Source organism: Mesobacillus jeotgali (genome assembly GCF_031759225.1).
GTDB lineage: Bacteria > Bacillota > Bacilli > Bacillales > Cytobacillaceae > Mesobacillus > Mesobacillus jeotgali_B.
In genome coordinates, this window is record NZ_CP134494.1 from 4263401 (window position 1) to 4281594 (window position 18194).

An 18194-nucleotide genomic window follows, 5' to 3' on the forward strand; every position below is an offset into this window, starting at 1 on the left:
ATCCGTTTAATGTAATTTCCAATCCACTCGATTTCTTGCTTAAACATTTAATCGATAAGACTAAATATGATTATTTTAGAAGAATAAAATAGGGGAACCACTCTCATCGCTCCCCTTATCAGACCGTACGTGCTTTTTTAAGGCATAGGGATTCCTAATTGTTTAAATTAATAAGAGCCCCTCTCAATTGAGACGGGCTCTTATAGTGTCTAAGAAGCGGTTTTCTTAGATTTTAACAGTGATATGATTTTTATTTTTCCAAATAGCAATTTTTCAATATAGTAAAATGCAACACCAAAGATTAAGCAAAGGAAGATATTTATAAATGCTAATTTAGTTGGCGGATATCCATACAGGATGCGCATTGTCGGAAACGGCTGGAAAGCCCAGAAGTAAACCATCTGAGTTAAAAAAATGTGGTAAGACGCTTCACCTATAGTTTTCATAACTTTAGCAGCTATTGAACTAGCCGTATTTTTCAATCGACTAAGTCCAAAAATAACAAGGGCATATGGCCAGAAATATGCGTATACGTTCTGACTCGACCAGTTGGGTTGTACTGCTGGTTTAAAACCATAGTAATGAACAGCTGTTATATATACTAAGCTGACGAATGTGCCAATTTCGAACCATTTATTCCAATTTGGTTTAAATGCCATATATACTCCAAGCCCAATAATGAAGATATAACGTAAAAATATAAAACGATAAATTTCATTAGGCATATATGAATAGTAGGCATAGAGCTCAAAAGCAAAATTAATAATGAATGTGCCAATAAGCATATTCATAGGATTACGTTTTGCCCATAAATATAGCAGCGGTAAACCGAATACCACTTGTAGAATCAAGGGAATAAAATAACTTCCAGGCCCCCATCCTCCCTGAATAAAAGTCAGAAATACTTCTTTAATCTTCAATACATGCCCAGAACTACTAACTAGGACATACAATTGAAATATCCATACAATAGTGAATGGGATTAATAAACGCTTTAAACGTTTTGCAATTTGATCTAAAGAATAAAAATAAATAAGATTAGTTATTTTTTTTCGTTCAAAACTGTTAACTAAATTTAAACCTGTGAGTAATAGAAACACAGGAACTGCTTGTAAAATATGATATGGGCCCAAAATAGAATTTTCATAATCCGTTTTAAAGCTGTGCAATAAAATTACTGAGATGATAGCCATTGCCTTTAAATAATCTATACGTAAGTCTCTTCCCATGGTGATCCTCCATATTTATTCGTTCAAACACAATTTTAATAGTACCATAAAAAACCCTTCTTATTCGAAAGTTATTTACATTTACAACTAGTAAATTAACACCTTATTTGACTATAAAACGGAAAATTAAACTGATGTGGAAACTCTCTGAAGCGAAAAAACCTGAAGAACTTGTATTGTTCTTGATAAAAGAGAGGAGTGACAGATATCTTACAAGGACTTGATTAGTTTGATTGAGGATGTAAGAGAGGATATTACTGAAAAAAATTGGAAAGTAGAATATATATAAATGGATGACCTTTTGCATTTCCTTCAGGCCATAACTCTCGATACCGACCTAGATTGTCTTCCCAAGCTATCAGTCTTCTTAGGGGATGAACTTTCACCATCTGTAATTCAAACTTCCATTATCCATTAACACTTCAGTGTTATCTAGTACTAAAAAGAAGTAAAGGACGCTGACTTGGCCAGCGTCCCCGTCGCATATAAAGCCACAGCATATTTATGGTTAATAATAGCTGATGGCCTGCTTTCCAAATTGGGTCCAGCCTTCAATGAATTGTTTCTTCAATCTTTTTTTATTTTTCATCCCATCAAGCGGATCATTAAAGTAAACATACTTGCTGTCGTAACCTGTAATAAGAACTGAGTGTTCCTTCATCGTTATTCTAATCGGACCTTGAGGAGTATACCATGTCTGCCAGTATTTTCTTGGTACATGGCTGAACCAGCTTGTATTGATGACCCATACCGGACGGCCAGCACCAACATAGTCCAAAACAGAGTCAAATGACTGTCCAGATAGGTTTACGATTCTGCCTGGCATGTATTTATTCGCCAACTCTGCTACCGGCTTATTAAATACTCCAAAGCCTGGTTTGCTGAAGGTATACATATTGCCTACAAATCCATAGTTTGGATTCCCAAAATACTTTTTGCCATTTGAATATCTGTAAATAGTAGGATCCTTCTTTACTTGTTTCGCAAGCGTCATTTTGTTCGCTTTTACCCCTGCCTGATTCAGCATCATCGCAAGACTAGTAACCTCACAGCCTCTTGGAAGCTCGGGCATCTGTTTAATTAGCGGAGCATGCATCAATTTTTTGGCTGGCCTTTTTTGGTTGGCCACTGCCACCTGAATCTTAGGACTTTGATTTCCCGCAGAATCCTTTGCGTAAAATGAAAGTTTAGAGTTAGCAGCTTGCAAAGGTACTTTTATCGAGAACCTTCCCTGCGAGTTAAGTTTGATCGTTTTGAATTTTTTATTATTCTTATAGATGTAAAGGGTAGATTTGCCTTCTGCACTTCCCGTGATTACAAACGACTTATTGGTTTTTTATTAACCCTAGGGGCTGCGGGCGGAATCTTATCGGCCACCTTTACGGTCACGATGCCACTTTTGCTTTTGTACCGGTCTGCTGTGGCATAGACTGATACCACGGTTCCTGCCGATAATGGTTTTTTATTGGGTAAATACCTTTTAAAATAACCAGTAGAATAAGCTCGTACAGTATAACGCGATTTTCCTATCATTATGTTTACTTCACTATACGGTTCAGCATAGCCGGATATATAATTCGTTTTATTTGTCACTGTATTTACTTTTGGCTTGCTCGGTGCAGCTGAAGCAATTACTTGTGCCGACCCTACATTCTTTATCCCGTCAATCAGTGCAACAACTTTCACCGTGCTTTTATATTTAAGCAAAGGTGACGGTTTAAATTCAAATGTACCATCTGCCTTGTTGAATCTCTTCAGTGAAAGACCCTTCCCATTCGCACTCGCTGTAATTGTTGCTCCTGGAACTGTTTGTCCGGAAACAACTTTTCTTTTATCTTCAATTTTATTTAAAACAGCCGGAGTGTATACTGTGTCGGTAGTCACCCCTGTACTTTCAGCCTTCAAAGTAAGCTTACTGTTTCCTGAAATCTGCTGGGAAAAATTAATTTTTAAAGTATTATTTACAGCCTTTCCTTGTCCTAAGAGGTATTCGCCACTAAAAACCGATATCGTATCTTCTCCAAGATAAGTTCCTAATATATAGTTAGAACCTATTTCCTTCACAACAATTTCATTTGGTTCTTCTGCGAATGCAGAATTGCCTATCAAAAGAATAAGAAAAAATGATAAGCATAGAATTATGTATTTTTTTGTCAAATTTACCAACCTCCCCTTTTAAATTTATGGCAAAATTTTCATAAACACAAGATAATTTTATGATTTTACTATAATTTTAAAATTAGAGAATCCTTTTTCTATCGTTTTTAATAATTTTGGTACTTTTTCCAGTATTTTAATATATTATAGTAAATATTACTCATTCGCGGAGGGACAAGGTTTGCAGAAATTTAAAGTAATATTTTTATCATTCGTATTCTTCTTTGCTAGCTTTTCTTTCAAACTAGAGGCAAATGCCGAAACTGGTATTGTTAACCCCTATAAGGTTTACACTTATAACCAAATGGTATCGGACATTAATAAACTTAAACGAACCTATCCAGATTTGATTGAGGTGAAAATCATCGGTAAATCTGAATACGGACGAAACTTGTATGCAGTATCAATAGGAAAAGGACAAGCTACCTTATTTGTGAATGGTTCCCACCATGCACGCGAGTGGTTAACAACTACATTAAACATGTATATGATAGACCAATACGCACAGGCCTATAAAAGGAATCAAAAGATTAAAGGATATAACGCGAGGACCATCTTAAATTCTACTACTATTTGGTTTATTCCAATGGTGAATCCAGATGGTGTGACACTTCAGCAGCAGGGATTAAAGGCTTTTCCGGCAAAGTATCAACGTTCCCTGATCAAGATGAATGAAGGAAGCAAAAATTTCAAGCGCTGGAAAGCAAACGGTAAGGGAGTAGACTTAAACCGGCAATATAACGCAGGATGGAAGGCTATCAAAAGTCCTACAGCTCCTTCTTATAAGAACTATAAAGGAAAGGCACCTGAAAGTGCAGCTGAAACAAAGGCCGTTCTTCGTTTTGTTTCTTCGATAAACCTTGAAATGGCTTTATCCTACCACAGTAGCGGGAAAATATTGTTCTGGAATTACAAGCAAAATAAAACAGATTATTACCGTGATCTTTCCTATGCAAAAACAATTGGAAAAATGACGGGATACCGCTTAGTTTATCCTGGTAAGAACCCATCCGGAGGTGGATTTACTGATTGGTTCATTCAAACCAAGAAACGCCCTGCCTTCACCCCGGAGATTTCAAGATCTGTATATGAAACAAGTCCTCCCCTCTCGGAGTTCAGCGGAGCATGGAAGGAAAACCAGGCAGTCGGCTTATATACTGCCAATGAAAGCTTCAAGCTGTATGATTTACGAATGAAACAGGAGACCGACAAGCTTGCTGGCCAATTAAGCAAGCTTCAAGCGAAGGCCCAAGGACTACGAACCTATTATTATTTAAATATTAAACAGGCTAAGGATTTGAAAATTGATAGAGGATTTAAAGCTCTATACGACACAATTAACAAAGAAACTGCTTCACTCGAACGACAAGCTGCCAAGCTTCCTGCAAAGCACAAAGCAAGACTGGCAGGTTATTTTAAGAATATCAACACTTACAGAAGTCACTCAAAACTTTTCATTGATGGAGTGACCGCCGGTGATAAGCTATTAAAAACCAACCAGGAGTATGATAAAATCTTCGCAGCTGGAAAGTTTGATGCTGTGACCTTCAGTAAGCATGCAGCGCTGTTGAAAGAAACTGGCGCAGTGGAAAAAACGGTCAATAAAATGTATGGAAAAAATGTTATTTCTCTTGCAAAGAATAAATATATCATTCCAGCCAAGAATACAGCCGAGAACACGAAGCTTGAATTGGATCGTTACACATTAACCAGAGAAATTCAGGCACAAGTTGCAAAAGGGGAAATTGATACTGCCAAGAGTAATTTAGCTAAACTCGAAGCACTGGAACTGAAGAGTAAAAGGTTGAAAGAAACGTACCCTGCAAAATATAAGTTATATCCACTGGCAGAAAAAAGACTGACCGAGTTGAAAGCTGGGATATTGGAAGCTTTGCCTGCAGAACAGGCTCAATAAAAAAGGTGAGACCCTCTTATTTATACGGGGTCTCACCTTTTGTTTATTTTACCTTTACATAAGTTACCTTACTCTTGTTCCTCGCTTTATCAATAGCATAGACACTTAAGGTTGTTCCTCTTTTTTGCGGCTTGATTTTCACCTTGAAATAGCCCTTGGAATCTGTAATTGACTTTCCGACATAAGATTTCCCTTTAAAAATATAGACAGTGCTGTATTTTTCCGTTTTTCCCTTTACAACCGTTGTGCGGTAGGTAATAGTATTGACAGCCGGCTGTCTCGGTGGAGTCTTATCGATTACTGACTTATAAAGAGTTTTACTAAAGTTGCCTGACGGATCCTTAGAAACAATACTAATTTTCGCACCTGCAGTTTGTTTGGTTATTTTAATTGTAAATTTGCCTGTTGATCCCGTTTTTGACGAACCCAAAACCTTTGAACCAATTCTAGCATAAACCGTCACGTTTGGTACGGTTTTTCCAGTGATAACTGTATGGCTGTCGTAAATGGAGTTCGCTGTCGGAATTGGAGGCGCCACTCTGTCAATATTCGTTATTTTTATTGATTTAACCGCTGTGTTTCCAACAGTGTCCTCCACTACAAAGGTGTAGGTTCCGTTGTTGGCGACAGGAAATATCGCGTTGGAGCATTAACATATGATCCATTCGGCAATTTAATGCGCTTTACTTTAATATTATCTGAAGTGCTAACTGCAATCTTTATCGTTCCTCTGGTCGGCGTCGTGACGCTCGGGAGCAAAGATATCTTTGGCAACTCTTTATCAATATTTCCTACTGTAATTGATTTTTTACTGATGTTTCCAGCTCTATCTTCTACCTGGAAATGATATGTGCCATTTTTTATTACTGTAAATGTCGCTTTATTCCCTAGGATTACAGTATTGTTAGGTAGAATAATCTGTTTTACACCATTTTCATCCGAAGATGTAATGGAAATTGAAATATTACTTCTTGTCTTGCTCTGGATGTTTGGAGTTAACATGATTTCTGGTCCACGTTTATCAATGTTGGTGACTCTGATAGAGGCAGGGGTTGTGTTTCCTGATGTGTCTTCCACCACAAATTCATATAATCCGTTTTCAAATACTTGATAGGCAGCTTTTGAATCTAATACATATTCTCCGTTTGGAAGCTTTATTCTCTTTACCGAAAAATTATCGCTGCTTTCCAGCAGTAGAGAAATATTCTTATTTGTAATAGAAGTTATGTCTTGTTTTAGCAGGGTAACAACGGGAGCTTTGTTGTCTATGACTTGAACGAAAAATTCTCTTTCCACGTCAAATGGATTTGTTCTTCCTTCACTTCTTGCCATTACCTTGAAAGAATATCCTCCAGGCGAAGTTGGTTTCCAAACAAAGCTATAATTCAAATTATAGTCTTGCAGTGTTTTCCAACTTCCATTTTCATTAATTAGGAACTTATATTGAGCATTTAACCCATCTCTCGCACTTGCATTCAGGACATATTTATCCGGTGCTAAACTGGTATCTACCTCAACGGTAACTCTGTCTACTGGTGGTACAAATGTTTTGAAATTTATAAGAATTTCCTGGCTTAACTGCATTCCAAAATAACCTGTTAGGGCACCTTGCCCGATTCTTAAAGTATATGAGGAATTTTCTTTGAGCTTATTCGGGAAAATTGTAACCTCATTATCATATGAGTTAATTATGACTGGTACTTTCCCTTCAGAACCAACAATGCTGATTTTGGTCTTATCAGCTATTTCAACAGGATGGTTAAAAAGCAGGCTGAATTCTCCACCTGTATGAATATCTGTGGCACCAAGATAAAATTCCTCCCACTCATAGTCTCCATATTCACCAAGGTATTTGTTCGCTCCATCAACTAAAGAAAAAGGTTCAGGACTGTAGTCGTTTATATACTCTAAATAATATTTTTCCGGATTCATTAAAGACCGACACCAATCCACCATTATGATAATGAAGATTTTCTATATCTTTATCTGTCTTGATCGAATAAAGGTACTCATCAGAGTTATACCTATAAACATCAATGCCTCCGTCCACATTCGCACCAAAGGCTAAATCATCAACCAAACTGAAGGCAAAGTCCTTATATTCCCGGCCAAGTTCAAAATTATAAAGCATATCTCCAGAACTTATTTGTGATAGTCCAAAAACAACTCCGCTATTATTATACATATTCTCACCATCAGGAGAGACCTTGGCAAAAGGCTCTAAGTCATATGCTCCATGGTAGGGGGAATCATATTGACTAATCACTGCCCCGTCTCTTACTTCGTGGGCCGTGACATCACGCGGGCTAACTTTCGTTGATATTGAATAAACCTTTGACATTTCCTCATTGTAATATAAATAAGATTCACTAGAGATATTTGTAGTGGAGGCTGTTTTCTCAGTTTGATCATAGATTGAATAAACTTTAATTTTTTCTCGCTGACCAGAACCAGGAGATATAAAAATATATCCCTGTTTGTCAATGACTACATCGTAGGGGTCAATCTCCACATCTATCAAATTTGATAAAGTAAACGTTTCGGTATCTACTTCAGCAATCCCACCTGAATATGGTCCAAAATTATAACGGTCATGGCTCATTTTATGCTGTGTAACGTAAAGCTTGCCATTGAACAAGTCCAGTCTTTCTGCAGGGTATGGAAGGGAAAGAGTTGTTTTTACACCAGTTTCATAGTTAACTGCATAAAGTGTTTTGCTTCCGATTTTTGTCATATAAACAATCGGCCGGTTTGGATTCAATGCAGTATCATTCGGTTTAAAACCTAACAGGATAGGAGCGCCTTCCGCGTTAGCTTTTGATAAGAATAGTAAATTACTAGAAAAGGACGAGAAGCACAGGATTACAGCAATAAAGTAAATGATTAACCTTTTCATTTGATGATCCCCCTGGAATTATTTTTGCTTAAATATTGCTTCCTTTGTTCTTAATATAGCCTTTGCGTCCAAGAAAATTGATTTCATAATAGCCATTTTCCAATTTTACATAGCTAACCTTTTGGTTCTTTGATATTTTGCCTATTATATCTGCTGAATTTCCATTTTGGCTGCTGTAAACCGCCTCTTCCTGGTCTAATAAAATGGAACCTTTAACCGGAAGCTTGGCAGCCGAGTTGTTGATCCGGGCGTTAAAAATCGGAGTTGCTGCTGTTTTTTTAATGTAAGCTACGCCGGTTCCTATTTCTCCTTGAATAAATGGCCCTGCTCCTATTGATTTCGCCATAAAGATTTGTCCTTTTTTCAACTTACCCATATGGACATACACGCCGTTTCTGAAAGTAAAGATTTCTGCATTCTCCTGTTTGACTTCAAAATATTTAATTGAAGATGTGTACTGAAGATTTAGCAGATTCTTATGAATATAGCCCATCCGATTACCGATTAATAAAGAATAATAGTCTCCGGATTGCGAGTATATATTTATTGAAGTTCCTTTATTTACATATAATAGTACTTTTCCTTTAGTATCAGGCTTATTTAGAACCTTGGTGTAACCCTTCGCAACAACCAGGCCGTTACTCTTTAAAGACCCATTTGTAAAACCCTTGGTCGGCTGATTTAGATATGCATAGACATCTGTTTTTCGAAGGTAACCTTTTTTACCCCCTAATTGAATTTCATACCAATCGACTTTATCAGCAGAAATTTTAAATGATTCTCCTCTGGTAAGAGAACCTATCTTTGTTTCATTGGAAGCTGGGATAGGATAAACAGCCGTTGTTCGTTTAGTTTTCACATAGTAAACCTTATTTTTAATTTTATGATGCTTAAATACAATTGAAGCGATATCCGCAATCACCTTTTGCGACTTTGTGTAAGATAAGTTATTGGTCATTACAGCAAGTGCGAACGGATTTTTATCGTAGATAATCCCTATATCATTATAAATTCTGGACATAGGAATCATTCCAACTTTATGAGCAACTGGAACACCTTTAACTCCTCGCGGAATCGTTGTGTTGTAATCCGTTTTCTTTAGGTAATCCACGAGCTCTTTACCAAGTGGATTTGTCCTGGAGAAGGTATATAAGCGGTTGGCGTACACGACTAAGTCAGTGGAAGACGTTATGTTTTGTCCACCTGGATAAGCATTCTTTCCGCCAACCTTTTTCATATAGGCAATAAAATTGTTCTTGCCGACTCTCTCACGAAGCATGATAAACGCAATATTATCGCTATGTATCATGGACTTTTTGACCAAATCCCTAATTGAGTATTTCGTTCCGAACCTTTGTTTCTGGATAACTCCGCTGCCTCCATAGTAATGGTGGCGTTTGTAGGTCAATTTTTCGTTTAGGTTGATTTTTTTAGCAGCAGCCAGTTCCATTACATATAGAGCTAAAGGCAATTTAATCGTACTTGCTGCCTTTCTTGCACTTGTACTATTAAGCTTAAATTCTTCTCCTGTCGTTAAGTCCCTATAATGGAGAGTGATAGTACCTCCGGATTTCTTTATGTATTGCTTCAACTCTTTTGATACATTGTTATTGAAGGTTTGATAAGCACTTATTGTTGCCGCCTGGGCAATTTGGGCCGGCAGAACTGATGGTAATAACACCAATAAACTCAACAATGCAATTAATATTTTTTTTATAAAAGACACTTCTTCTCCCCCTGGAAACGATTAGCCTATTAATCTTATTTTAAAATATTCTCAATAGTAAATATATAGAATTTTATACAACTGAAAGACATGACCTAATTATCATGCCTTTCAATTAATTTTACTCCTCAATATCAAAGGAATAGACATTCCCTAACGAGTCTTTATACTCTAAAACATAATATTTTGCTTCATTTTGAGGCTTAATATATTTTACATAATTGGTTCCAGGTTTTAATTCAAATTCTTTTCGGTCAAGCAACTCACCCATATATATTGAATCATATACCTTTATAGATAGTTTAATTGAATCTGATACGGCGATTTGAAGGTTTAGCTGTTTATTAATACTGGAATTCTCACTATCGGGAATAAATGAGTATTCTTGTGACTGCAGCCATGGCGGATTCTCCCGATTTGTCATTTTCCCCTGTACCACCCTCTCATTTCCATTAGAATGCCTGCCCCTAATCGTATAAAAGTATACATCTCCATACTCATACCAGCCATTGACATCGAATCCATCCCATTTAAATGTGTTTATTCCTTGCAGAGCCGATGAATTAGTGGAAATCGTTCTTATCTTCTGTTTAGAAGAATTCAAAACCTCTATTGTTACCATTGCTGGCTTGGACAAGTGATAATACACCTCACTCGCGACTTCTTCCCAGGCAAACAATTGAACAATGGATGGGGCAACGATTTCAACATACTCATAGGCGACTGCAATGTTGCCAACGTACTGGCTTGTTTGTTTATATTTATCAGTAAAAGTGATTTTGAATTGATATTGCCCGTCGGCTAAATAGGTTCCGGATTGGTTTTTCCCATCATAGATAAAAGAATGGGACCCTTTGTGTTTATAAGAACCTGACTGAACTGTTCGGAGAATTTTTCCGTCTTTTACTATCTGGATGGTGACATATCCTTGTTTGCTTATGTTATAGGATACGGACAAATTTGTTTTGGACTGGTAACGAATATTCAGCGAAGACTTTACTATTGGCTTTAGCCAGTCCTGAAGAGTAAAGACGCTACTCTTCATAATTGACTTGTTTCCTGTAGCATCTCTGTACTCGACATAGAACTTAAATTTCCCTTCAGCTGCGAATTGCCCTTTGTCATTTTTCCCATCCCAATATAAAGAAGAAATTCCCCGCTGGTAAATTTGTTCAGACTTGATTTCTCTGACCCTCACTCCATTATCTGTTGTGATATAGGCACTTACATAGGCAGATTCTTTAAGGTCGATTTTAGCGAGGGGTTTTGTTTTGCCATCCATCTTTAATAGTGAAGAGCTAAGACTCATTTTCCCAGCAGGCTTAATGGAGTCCACCTTAACGGACACTTTTCTGGTTGCCCCTTTCCCTTTCCTTGAGTCAACCACTGACATCACAAGGGTATAGGATCCATCACGAACCTTCTTGCCTTTATTATCCTTTCCTTCCCATATAATCATTTTCCTTCCAGATGATAAGGATTTATTGTACATAAACCTTTTAATTTCCTTTTTATTTCGATCATAAAGAATCGCTGTCACCTTCGAGCCCATGTTTAGTTCATAAGGAAGCCTTAGTTTTCCATTGGCCGCAGGTGAAAATTGAGAAGAAGATGTTACTTTGATAGATGGAGTAGCCTTGTTAATTGTTTTAACATTAGCAGCTTTGTAAATAGTCTTTTTTCCGTTTGTAACCTTTGCCACTACTTTATATATTCCATTTGGAACAAATGCTCCATTTTCCTGTTTGCCATCCCAAACCGCCGTTACTTTTCCGCCCTTCCATTTTTTATTGGTAACAAGCTTCCTAAGAAGCGTTCCTTTGGAATTTTGGATATAGAGCGAAACAGATGTCCCACCTTGAGCATAAACGGAAATTGTATTTTTATTAAGACCAGTCATTGTGAACTCAGGCATTGACAACTTAAGACTATAGACAGGATTTGGTGTGCTGCTCAATGCTTTATAAGCATCCACCCTCCCATTTCCGTATAGATAGTCCCACCCTTGATTTCCGAGATCTGCGGATGACTTTTTTAAGATATTTTCAACCTGTGCAGGTGTCAAAAATGGATTCTTAGATAAAACTAATGCTGCTACACCAGATACAACAGGTGCCGCCATTGATGTACCGCTCATATTTCTATAGGAACTACCTGCTACTGTTGAGTAAATATCCACCCCAGGAGCTGAGAAATCTATATACGAACCATAATTGGAAAACTGAGTGATCTGGTCACTGGCATCTGTAGCACTCACGCCAAGTACGGATTGCAATGCTGCCGGGTAGGTATCAGTGGATGAATCATCATTTCCAGCAGCCGCTATCACCGTAACACCTTTGGTATATGCGTAATGAATTGCATAATCCAGGGCGTAACTGTAATTAATACTTCCAAGACTTAAATTGATAATGTCCGCTTTATGGTCAACTGCATAATAAATTCCATCAACAACATTAAAAATATCGGCAGCATCCCCGTTGAACACACTAACAGGCATTATTTTTACGTTTGGCGCGATGCCTGCAATGCCAGTCTTATTAATCGTAGCTGCAATAATTCCGGCTACATGCGTTCCATGGTCGTCCGGTAGGATAGATGTGCTTCCTCTCACAACATCATATGGATAAATGATTTTTCCTTTCAAATCAGGATGACTTGTCTGTACTCCTCCGTCAACAACTGCTACCGTTACAAGCGATGAGCCCTTGCTAACATCCCATGCTTTTGGCATTTGTATTTTTTTTAAATACCATTGTTTGCTGTAATTTGGATCAGAAGGAGTGAACTTAGAATCAATCTGGTAATTTGGTTCAACATATTCAACTTTTTTGTATTTTAAGAGCTTTTCAGCCACAAAAGTTAGTTCAGCTTTACCAGGTACTTCAACTAAGGTGAAGTCTCCTCTTTTAAGATGGGAGATCCCTTTCATTTTAAGGGCCTCCAGGAGAAGTTCTTTTTCTTCGGATGTGGCTTCGGACTTGAATTTAATAATTAACTCATTGCTTTCAAAGTCTTTATTTTCATCAAATAAGACTTCGGTATTATACTTTGAGATTTTGGGTTTTATTTCTTCTGCATAACCCTCCGAAGCTAACAGAAGCAAAAAGGAAAGTGTGACCAGAATTCCGCTTATGATTCTCATGGTGATTCTCCCTTAACAGTATTTTACATATTATATTATCGGCCATTTAAACTATTAATTTATACGTACGTTTCCCTTTCGGCCCTTTTGTTGCAATTAATTAAAATGTTAACTGTCTATATCATTTCTCATATGACATTTTCATTAAAATATTGTAAATATTATGGTATTATGAAGTAAAACTTTCTGGGGGAACTAATGATAAAAAAATCATTTTACAATATAATAAGAAACCCTTTTCTTATTTTTTCTGTTATTTCATTTTTAAAAGTTTATAGTTTACGAATCGCAATTTTTGATGACTTTAATCCATTTACTGCCTTATTTTTTGAAATGAGTTTTATTCTTATCCTTTTATCTATTGGAGAACTTTTTTTCCCAAAAAGTAAGCTAGTATTCTATATTATCTTAGACATCTTGCTTTCAAGTGTCATTGTTGGGATTCTGACTTTTCATGCCTATTTTGGTACCATTCCAACCTATCATAATTTATTGCAGGCAAATCAGCTAGGTGCCGTTAAAGATAGCGTGGCTGTACTGCTTAATCCTTTGTTTTTGCTCTATTACGTTGATATTTTGCTAATCATGCTAACTATAATAATCTTGCGATTTAAAAATAGGTCTATTACTTTAATGCAAAATAGTAAAAGGAAGATTGGAATTGTACTCGTAACAGCATGTTCAATTTTCTTTGGGCTAATCTTTATAAATTCAGATACTCGCCTCTGGGATTCTATTACTGTATCGCATAACAACGGCATTTTTACTTATCAAGCTCTAGAAGTCCAGGGAGCATTACTAAAACCTCAGGATAAGGAATTTGATATAAACAACAAGAAAATAGCAGACTTAATAGGTATTAATATTGTAGAAGAAAGCAATAAAAAAGGATACAAAGTAGCAGAAGGACAAAATTTGGTTATGATTCAGTTGGAATCTTTCCAGGATTTCGTTGTTAATCTTGCTGTAAATGGCGAGGAAATAACACCAAACCTAAATAAACTTATAAAGGAAAGCACTTACTATCCAAATGTTTATCAGCAAATTGGAGCTGGAAACACTTCAGATGCTGAATTCATAGTAAATACTTCTTTATATCCAATTGGCAACCAAGCTACATCAGAAGTGTACGGCAACAAAAAATATCCCAGCCTTCCTCGCCTTTTAAAGGCAAGGGGTTATGAGACTTTAACACTACATGCTGACGATATTAACTTTTGGAACCGTTCTGAACTCTATCCTTCCCTAGGATTTGAAAAATACTATGATGAGAGTCATATTGGAAGAAAAGATGTTGTTGGCATGGGAACATCTGACGAAGTTTTTTATGACAAAACGCTTGATGTTTTAAGTAAATTGAGGGAAAAGAACCAAAGTTTTTATGCTCACGTTATTGCTCTTTCTAGTCATACTCCTTTTGAGCTGCCAGAGGACAAAATCCAGCTCCAACTGCCAAAAAAATATGAAGAAACCTTAACAGGTAATTATTTAACATCCATTCATTATGCAGATATGGCCTTAGGGCAATTCATTGAGGGGTTAAAGGAAAGAGGTATTTGGGATAACTCACTAGTGGTTGTATATGGTGACCATTCCGGAGTTCATGGTTCCCTTAAGAAACCTGTAGATAATACACTATTGAAGGATCTTCTGGGAAGTGACTATAACATCACTGAAAGATTTAATATCCCCTTAGTCACGCATTACGGAGGACAAAAGAAAGGCGAAATTATCACTACCACCGGCGGACAGATCGATGTTTTACCTACTATCGCCAACTTACTGGGTCTGCCGATCAATGACATGATTCACTTCGGCAGTGACCTTGCCAACATTGATAATAACCTGATTGGTATGCGATATTATATGGTGTCTGGCTCATATATTACTAATGAAGAAATGCTCGCCATTGATTCTAAAAGAGAAAATAATTATATCTATGATTTACAATCACGAGCATTAGAAAAAACAAGCACATTAGATAAGGACAGGCAAGAAAAAACCAATAATGTTCAATTGATAATGGAAATGTCTGATTCTTATATCGAACACCTGCCTGAGAATGATTTTTAATTATAAATCCCTAACTTTTCCTGACATTAAATTAGCCGGTAAACAATAAAAAACTTTTACCGGCTCAGAATCCATTTTTTGTTAAGGAATTCGCAAACTAACAGAAACATTTGTAAGTCGTATATCTTAACTGCCAATTTCGTAATCAAAAATCGCTTAACGTCATTGTTAAGCGATTTTTTTAATACTCTCATCTTTAACTACTGTTTTGTAAAAGATTGTTGCTTTTGGGTAAGTAAAAAGGAGGGCTATCCCTCCTTAAATTTTATGATACATTATGTGACATAACTGCCATAAACAAATGGCTTTTGCCATCAGGCGATATGTACATTCCTATTGCATTTAGGTGTTCTACGGCAAATGCAGTTAATTCGTGTGCCATTGCCTCATCACATTCAAAATATGGATTCGCAAAAATACCAAAACCTGTTACCTGTTGTAATTCTTTTAGTGCAACGGATTTACTTCGTGCGTTATCGGTCATACTTTTGTTACCACAATAAGAATTTCACAAGATGGATTCCCGTTCTAAATCAAAAACATTTATTTGTGCTTGTTCAAAAAGGTCTTCTAACGCTTCAAATCCCTGTTCATCAGCATAACTTTTTTCAGCTTCAGATATAGGAACAGCCATTAACCAACCCACTTTTTTACTTTTAAAATCTAATGTCTTTAATTTCTCTCCCCAAAGAAAAGGAGATACGAATAAAATATGGCTCATTGGGCTGTCTGGTAAATACATATTAATAACATCTTTGAAAATACTGCCAAGGGAACACTCAAATTTAGTGTTAATAATGTTGAAAGCACAAGTGGCTAATACATTGGAGAAACAATTCAAATCACTCGCACCAACAATCTCAATTCGCAATGGTAAAAAAACGTCTTCATATCCCATTGAATAATCTGATAAACCTATAGTGGATCTTAAAACCACATCGTTAAACTCTCTAGACTTTACAGACAGAATATCAATAGAGCTTTTGTGATTATCGTCCCAATATTTATGAACGCTTGGATTGTCCCCAAATGCTTTAAGAGCTGTTTGGGCAATAATCCTATTTTCTTCTGATATACCCAAAATAAGGCCTCGTTTCTCTGTAAAATTCAGCAATATTTTTTCACTTCTTTATTAAACAATCCTGCTTCGTTCGTCGAATAATAAAAACAGTGTATAAACAAGCAGTTTTGTTGTTTGTATAACTCTTTTTGGCATCTATTTGTCCAAACCTAGGTTTATTTTGCTTATTCTCTCGCTATTTTTCAAATAATCATCTACCTCTGATTCACCCTTATTTAAAATACCTATGAATTCCCCACATTTTTCACTGGCTTCTGTACACCAGGCAAAAGGTTGTAATCGAAAATATTTCTGTGCAGTTTCCATAGCATCAATCGCATTACCGTACTGTTTCTGTCTAGCATATAAATGTCCTAAGTCAAAAAATCGCCAGTTTAAACTAGTAGGTATAATACGTTCCTGCGTGCTATCTGTATATAAATTTATTAACCCATTCGTTTCGCTAGTCTGCTCAAACCATTCTAAAACGTAATCATTAATAATATGATTAACTTCTATAAAACTATGGTCTGCTCTGTCTTCAGTTTTAAAGCTCCACCATTTATCCGCACCATACTTAAAATATCCAATTCGTTGTCCAGGCTGTAATGAAAGATAATCATGAGGTATAAATAATGGCCTTACTCCAACATTTACAGTAAAAGTTTTTCCTCCATATGCATCCTTCTGTAAGTTAATAAATTGAAAGATAGAATCATTTGTTACACGGCCAACAAAAGCTGTTTTATATCTAAAAAAGTCATACTCTCTAAGAGGTTTTACAATCCATTTTGTTAGCGATTTTTTAAAATATGAATCTGGATGAATGTTTTTCTCGGCCATTAATTCCCCTCCGAACCTTGCTAAAGTCACATCAATATTTCTTTAACTAAGCTGCATCTTAGGTTAAATAACAGCTTTCGTTACACCTGCCTTGATTAACTTAACCTCAGTTGATCAAGTGACTTTCCCTCTTCACAATGAAGAATACAAAATAGGAAACTAAATATATAAGTGATATAAAGAGAAATACTAATAAGAACGACAGTAGAAATTTATTTAGATGCCTGTTCCACAACTATCTATTCCATAAAAATAAGGCAGAGGTGGGTCAATTTTAACCCATGTTAGTTCTACAAATTCTATCGAAAAACCTTTAGCCATTGGAAAACTCTCTTTTAACTCGTCATATGTATTTATCTGAAACAAAAGCAATCCCATTTCCTATTGCAGGATCGAAGCAGGTTTTCAATACGGGTGCAAAAAATATGTAAGAAAAATTTTCCAAGGAGCTTTAGAAGTGAGATTTATTTTTCTTATTAAGTTTGGTAAATAAGAAAAATGCCGCTTTATAAGAGGCGGTAAATTTTATTGGCTTGTCAATTATAGGTTAAAATATCTGGACTTAAACTAAATAATACTTTCACGTTTAAAATCAATTAAATCAGGATCTAACTCTTCAAGTTTGTCTTCAAATTCTTCCCAGCCGTATACTTTAATAAATTCTGCTTCCCTTAATGTTATTGGTATTAACCAAGCCATTACTATTGTTTTTTTATCATCTACCAAAAAAGCATCAAATGAATTTGGAAAATAACCTGGAATTGTGACATATAGTGCTTCTAATGTTGAATCTTCAAAGATTGGCCCATATGGTCCAATCACATCTCCTCTTAGATATGCAGTACCGTAGGTCAGAGCCATTTGACTTACTTGGTCCAATAAAGCAGATATGTTTAAATCTCCGACATCCGCATATGAAATGAATATTAGCTCTTGCCAAGTATGCTTTCCAGAAACAGAGGAAGTCAGAGGAACCTTATTTAAACCCAATGTCGAGAAAGTGCAAGTACCAGGAAAAGGTCCTTTACTGTATTTTACTATTTGAACAGGAAGTCTTTCTCCCTTGTCATCAGTAGTCCAACCATATTCAATTGTACCAAGATGATTCTCTAAAAATTGTAGAAACTTATCCATAGTTCATCTCCATATT

The 18194-nt window shown here is 36.2% G+C and carries 14 protein-coding genes and 1 pseudogene; 2 read left to right on the top strand and 13 right to left on the bottom strand.

Annotated elements, in window-relative coordinates; genetic code table 11:
• Window positions 1-209 precede the first annotated feature (209 nt).
• The 4 genes and pseudogenes from RH061_RS21375 to RH061_RS21385 form a co-directional block, all read right to left on the bottom strand.
• Entirely contained in the window at window positions 210-1229 is a 1020-nt protein-coding gene (locus RH061_RS21375; protein WP_311072777.1) for an acyltransferase family protein, read from the bottom strand.
• Between the two features lie 508 nt (window positions 1230-1737).
• On the bottom strand, window positions 1738-2358 hold the full coding sequence (locus RH061_RS21380) for a C39 family peptidase (RefSeq protein WP_396654836.1): 621 nt from the start codon (window positions 2356-2358) through the stop codon (window positions 1738-1740).
• Between the two features lie 54 nt (window positions 2359-2412).
• Window positions 2413-2544: pseudogene (locus tag RH061_RS23120) on the bottom strand (hypothetical protein); the annotation flags it as partial.
• On the bottom strand, window positions 2544-3386 hold the full coding sequence (locus RH061_RS21385) for an Ig-like domain-containing protein (RefSeq protein ID WP_311072778.1): 843 nt from the start codon (window positions 3384-3386) through the stop codon (window positions 2544-2546). The pseudogene RH061_RS23120 and the gene RH061_RS21385, both read right to left, overlap by 1 nt.
• 181 nt (window positions 3387-3567) lie before the next feature.
• Here RH061_RS21385 and RH061_RS21390 point away from each other — a divergent pair, with 181 nt between their 5' ends.
• Window positions 3568-5301 carry a M14 family zinc carboxypeptidase gene (locus RH061_RS21390; protein WP_311072779.1) on the top strand — a complete coding sequence of 578 codons (1734 nt, stop codon included), beginning with the start codon at window positions 3568-3570 and terminating at the stop codon, window positions 5299-5301.
• Between the two features lie 43 nt (window positions 5302-5344).
• Here RH061_RS21390 and RH061_RS21395 read toward each other — a convergent pair whose 3' ends face one another.
• The 5 genes from RH061_RS21395 to RH061_RS21415 all read right to left on the bottom strand — a co-directional run bounded on the left by RH061_RS21395 (window position 5345) and on the right by RH061_RS21415 (window position 13068).
• A complete protein-coding gene (locus RH061_RS21395) occupies window positions 5345-5839 on the bottom strand; it encodes an Ig-like domain-containing protein (RefSeq protein ID WP_311072780.1) in 495 nt (164 codons plus the stop codon).
• Between the two features lie 59 nt (window positions 5840-5898).
• Window positions 5899-7233: an Ig-like domain-containing domain gene (locus RH061_RS21400; RefSeq protein WP_311072781.1), complete on the bottom strand. Its 1335-nt coding sequence runs from the start codon at window positions 7231-7233 to the stop codon at window positions 5899-5901.
• Complete coding sequence (locus RH061_RS21405) at window positions 7184-8197, bottom strand: YncE family protein (RefSeq protein WP_311072782.1); 1014 nt, start codon at window positions 8195-8197, stop codon at window positions 7184-7186. The genes RH061_RS21400 and RH061_RS21405 overlap by 50 nt, the downstream gene beginning before the upstream one ends.
• Before the next feature lie 28 nt (window positions 8198-8225).
• Entirely contained in the window at window positions 8226-9923 is a 1698-nt protein-coding gene (locus RH061_RS21410; protein ID WP_311072783.1) for a serine hydrolase, read from the bottom strand.
• 121 nt (window positions 9924-10044) lie between these two features.
• Entirely contained in the window at window positions 10045-13068 is a 3024-nt protein-coding gene (locus tag RH061_RS21415) for a S8 family serine peptidase (protein ID WP_311072784.1), read from the bottom strand.
• Between the two features lie 198 nt (window positions 13069-13266).
• Here RH061_RS21415 and RH061_RS21420 point away from each other — a divergent pair, with 198 nt between their 5' ends.
• On the top strand, window positions 13267-15141 hold the full coding sequence (locus RH061_RS21420) for an LTA synthase family protein (protein WP_311072785.1): 1875 nt from the start codon (window positions 13267-13269) through the stop codon (window positions 15139-15141).
• Between the two features lie 265 nt (window positions 15142-15406).
• Here RH061_RS21420 and RH061_RS21425 read toward each other — a convergent pair whose 3' ends face one another.
• From RH061_RS21425 to RH061_RS21440, 4 genes are all read right to left on the bottom strand, one after another.
• Window positions 15407-15625 (bottom strand): DUF6882 domain-containing protein, encoded by a 219-nt coding sequence (locus tag RH061_RS21425; RefSeq protein ID WP_311072786.1) that lies wholly within the window; start codon window positions 15623-15625, stop codon window positions 15407-15409.
• A gap of 24 nt (window positions 15626-15649) precedes the next feature.
• On the bottom strand, window positions 15650-16222 hold the full coding sequence (locus tag RH061_RS21430; RefSeq protein WP_311072787.1) for a suppressor of fused domain protein: 573 nt from the start codon (window positions 16220-16222) through the stop codon (window positions 15650-15652).
• Window positions 16223-16357: 135 nt separating this feature from the next.
• Window positions 16358-17044: a DUF4304 domain-containing protein gene (locus tag RH061_RS21435; protein ID WP_311072788.1), complete on the bottom strand. Its 687-nt coding sequence runs from the start codon at window positions 17042-17044 to the stop codon at window positions 16358-16360.
• Window positions 17045-17611: 567 nt separating this feature from the next.
• Complete coding sequence (locus RH061_RS21440; protein ID WP_311072789.1) at window positions 17612-18178, bottom strand: suppressor of fused domain protein; 567 nt, start codon at window positions 18176-18178, stop codon at window positions 17612-17614.
• Window positions 18179-18194: the final 16 nt, after the last annotated feature.

Coding starts and splice junctions, on each gene's coding strand:
- RH061_RS21375 (WP_311072777.1), bottom strand. CDS start 1,229: ATGGGAAGAGACTTACGTATAGATTATTTAAAGGCAATGGCTATCATC.
- RH061_RS21400 (WP_311072781.1), bottom strand. CDS start 7,233: ATGAATCCGGAAAAATATTATTTAGAGTATATAAACGACTACAGTCCT.
- RH061_RS21405 (WP_311072782.1), bottom strand. CDS start 8,197: ATGAAAAGGTTAATCATTTACTTTATTGCTGTAATCCTGTGCTTCTCG.
- RH061_RS21415 (WP_311072784.1), bottom strand. CDS start 13,068: ATGAGAATCATAAGCGGAATTCTGGTCACACTTTCCTTTTTGCTTCTG.
- RH061_RS21420 (WP_311072785.1), top strand. CDS start 13,267: ATGATAAAAAAATCATTTTACAATATAATAAGAAACCCTTTTCTTATT.
- RH061_RS21425 (WP_311072786.1), bottom strand. CDS start 15,625: ATGACCGATAACGCACGAAGTAAATCCGTTGCACTAAAAGAATTACAA.
- RH061_RS21435 (WP_311072788.1), bottom strand. CDS start 17,044: ATGGCCGAGAAAAACATTCATCCAGATTCATATTTTAAAAAATCGCTA.
- RH061_RS21440 (WP_311072789.1), bottom strand. CDS start 18,178: ATGGATAAGTTTCTACAATTTTTAGAGAATCATCTTGGTACAATTGAA.